The 2,757-nt window shown below is 46.2% G+C and carries 2 protein-coding genes and 1 pseudogene; 1 reads left to right on the forward strand and 2 read right to left on the reverse strand.

Annotated elements, in window-relative coordinates:
• The first annotated feature begins 447 nt into the window (after positions 1 to 447).
• Entirely contained in the window at positions 448 to 1,392 is a 945-nt protein-coding gene (locus P5683_RS23965; RefSeq protein WP_006623594.1) for an Hpt domain-containing protein, read from the forward strand.
• 8 nt (positions 1,393 to 1,400) lie between these two features.
• Here P5683_RS23965 and P5683_RS23970 read toward each other — a convergent pair whose 3' ends face one another.
• Together P5683_RS23970 and mgtE are read right to left on the reverse strand one after the other, a co-directional pair.
• Positions 1,401 to 2,036, reverse strand: coding sequence for a hypothetical protein (locus tag P5683_RS23970; RefSeq protein ID WP_006623593.1), 636 nt, complete (start codon positions 2,034 to 2,036; stop codon positions 1,401 to 1,403).
• A 4-nt stretch (positions 2,037 to 2,040) separates the two neighbouring features.
• A pseudogene (gene mgtE / locus P5683_RS23975) lies at positions 2,041 to 2,724 on the reverse strand (magnesium transporter); the annotation flags it as partial.
• Positions 2,725 to 2,757 lie beyond the last annotated feature (33 nt).

Here is a 2,757-nt window from a genome sequence, read left to right on the forward strand (position 1 = left end):
TTATTAGTATCCGGGTAGGGATGGAAAATTGACAGCAGAACCCGCCCCTACAATTTTATATGGTAATTATGGGAAAAACAAAAAAGTTACAAAACTAACTATCATCTAGGATGGTGTCAAGATTATATCATTAGTTCCGGTGGCTGTCAAGGATTGAGGCGGATTCTGGTGAGGCAATTTTTTAAAATTGATTAAACAATCAACCTATGATAGTGGTCAGACCTGGAAAAACTGTGCAGGTGATAGTATAACAGAGAGAAAGCCAGTCGCCTTTGAAGGCTTGCCGTGAGTTGGTCGAAGGGGGCGGAGCTTGAAACCCATGATTTTGGGTAAGTGATGAGTAGGGTTGTCTGGCAATGGCTTCTAACTTGTAGTGTTAAGACATACCAGGTTAACAGTACCGCTCATAATAAAGCTCGGCGTTAAATTGTCGATAGGAGGGCAGCCGTGCCGACGAGCCAAGACCAAAAAATAATCGCTATCTTTATGGAAGAGGCGGGAGAACGCCTCGAAGAACTTAGTACGGGGTTGAAGGATCTGCCAAAAATTATGGCTGACTCCGATCGCGAACCGATGATTACTATGTACAGAGCGGCGCACTCGATTAAGGGAGCCTCGGCTATGTTAACGCAACAGATGCCGAGTTTAGCCAGTATTAATAAGGTCTCTAAACGACTTGAAGATTGTTTTAAGTCGGTTAAAGACACTCCCATAAAAGCTGATAGCAAGGTTGTTACACTGTCAAACAAGTGTTATGAGGTACTAAAGAACCTGATTGAAAGGGCACAAAGTCCGTCGGGTTTATCAGTGGAAATGGGGGAAAAAATTGCTAAGGCTGCCCTTCCGGTGTATGATATGCTGGAGAAGCATCTAGCGGATTTGATGAGTGGCAAGGCAACACCTGCGGTGGCGGCGGCTTCGTCTGGGGGAAGTAAACCGGTACCGTCAGCGCTGGCTAAGGTGACGGCGGTTCTGAAACCGATGTTGCAGGGTTTGAGCAAACCGGAATCTCCGGCGCTACGGAAACAAATAGCGGGGCTGTGTGGTCATTTGCTGAAAATTGCACCAGGAGTGGAACCTTGGCAAAATTTAGTGAAAACTACCCATGGCGCGATCGCTAATCCCAAGGCTCCTTTCCCGGTTCTGAAAAATACGGTAATTAAGGAACTTCAGCAGGCGGCGAAACTCCTGGAAGCGGGAAAAGCTGATGCTATAGCGCCTAGTGATGCTCTAGTTAAACTGGGAAGTAGCCAAGGGAGAGTCCCGGCGACTGCTAAGGAAATTACGATACCAGCAGATCCGAAGGAAGTGGTGAAGGTGTTACTGAAGACTTTTAACAAAAAAGAACTTCAGGCGATCACTCAATTGTTGATCAAGCACATCAAATCCTGATTGAGATTCTAAGTGGAATTATCCAAGCGATCGCTGATGGCGACTTCAACCTGTCGAGGTAAATCAGCGATCGCCCCAGAAACTCTTTCCTGTAACTCATTTAACTGTTGCTGTTGAAGGGCTCCCCACTGGGGTAGTTGATTGATAAACTGCTGTAAATCGACAATGACATGGGTTAAATTCTCGACCTGTTCTAACTCAGGTCGCTGCTGAAACTTTCGCACAACCAATTCCAACTCTCCCTGAATAGCATCGATCGCCTGTTCGAGGGCATTTTGGCGCTCTAAAATATTCTGGAGAGTCCCATTAAGGGTAGTTAAATTATCGGTCAGCGCCGCCATGTCTAAATTAGCGGTAGATTTGAGGGTGTTGATATTAGCAGAAACAGCATTAGCCTGAGCAATATGATTTAACTGTTCGATCGCCTGAGTGTTCAAGTCAACGTTAGCTTTGACATTGAAAGTAAGCGATCGCAGATATTGCTTTAACAGATAGCGGTTAACTAGACCAATAGCTATAAAAATCAAGAGAGGAATGCCGCCATATAATAGCGATCGGCCGGTGAAAGTGGCGACAGTTCCCACCACAGTGACCGCCAAACCGACATATTCAGCTATTTCTAGTAGATTACGGTAATGCAACATTCTGTTAATTGAGACTATTACTTGGCAAAATCATCCGAGCTAAATTCAAATATATTAACACCCCCAAGACATCAACGGCGGTGGTAATAGACGGCGCAGACATCAAAGCCGGGTCTAATTTGAGCGACCGGAACAAAAAAGGCAAAGCGGAACCGGCCACAGAAGCCAACAGGGAAATGGCCAATAAACTAATACCAACTGCGATCGCCACTGCTATTTGACCGGGGACAATAAATACACTAGCCCATATAGTCGCCAAGGTCCCCAAAATGACACCCAGTACAGCACCGGCGATCGCCTCCCGCCGAATTACCTGGAAAGATCCCAAAGACCAAATTTCATCAGTATTCATCCCCCGAATTACGACGGTGGAAGACTGAGCGCCGACATTTCCCCCAGTTCCGGTCAATAGGGGAATAAAAAAGGATAAGGCTACCACGTCTTGGAGAATCTCTCTCTGGGTCTTGAGAATAGAGGCGGTAATACTATTGGTCACTAACAAGACTAACAGCCAGACGACCCGGCGGCGGGCTACGGTGAGTAAACTGATCTGAAAATAGTTATCTCCGTCCGCCTGTAAGCCACCCAAGGCGTAGATATCTTTGGTGGTTTCCTTCTCGAGGATATCCAAGATATCATCAACGGTAATAATTCCGACGAGTCGCTTTTCACGTAAAACTCCTGGGAGGGTTGGAAGCTCCGTGATTTATCGCGGAGAGGA

The organism is Limnospira sp. PMC 1279.21 (genome assembly GCF_032349615.1).
Taxonomy (GTDB): Bacteria; Cyanobacteriota; Cyanobacteriia; order Cyanobacteriales; family Microcoleaceae; genus Limnospira; species Limnospira fusiformis.